Origin of the sequence: Peribacillus muralis, from assembly GCF_001439925.1 — a bacterium.
Classification (GTDB): domain Bacteria; phylum Bacillota; class Bacilli; order Bacillales; family DSM-1321; genus Peribacillus; species Peribacillus muralis.
In genome coordinates this window covers 331-610 of the sequence record NZ_LMBV01000035.1, presented here as the reverse complement: position 1 = coordinate 610, position 280 = coordinate 331, and the positions used below count along the sequence as shown (strand labels likewise).

Annotated in this window: 1 protein-coding gene; it reads right to left on the bottom strand. The window is 41.1% G+C overall.

The annotated features are described in order from the left end of the window. Positions 1-99: 99 nt before the first annotated feature. Positions 100-280: hypothetical protein (locus ASU00_RS25910; RefSeq protein ID WP_201786326.1), on the bottom strand; the 181-nt coding region annotated here is incomplete at its 5' end.

Sequence of the window (280 nt, the reverse complement as noted above, 5' to 3'; positions counted from 1 at the left end):
ATTGCGGACATAGCAAATGCAAATGCGAGCATAAAAAATGTAAGGATTGCGGACATAATAAATGCAAATGCGAATCTAAACAAAAATCTAAACAAGAATCTAAACAAGAACAAAAGGTAGAGCAAAAAGTTGAAGTGAATGTAAAAGTTTCTGATAATAATAATCAAGGACCTCAAGGAACTCAGGGGCCCCAAGGAACTCAAGGGCCTCAAGGAACTCAAGGGTCTCAAGGGCCTCAAGGAACTCAAGGGCCTCAAGGAACTCAAGGAACTCAAGGGCC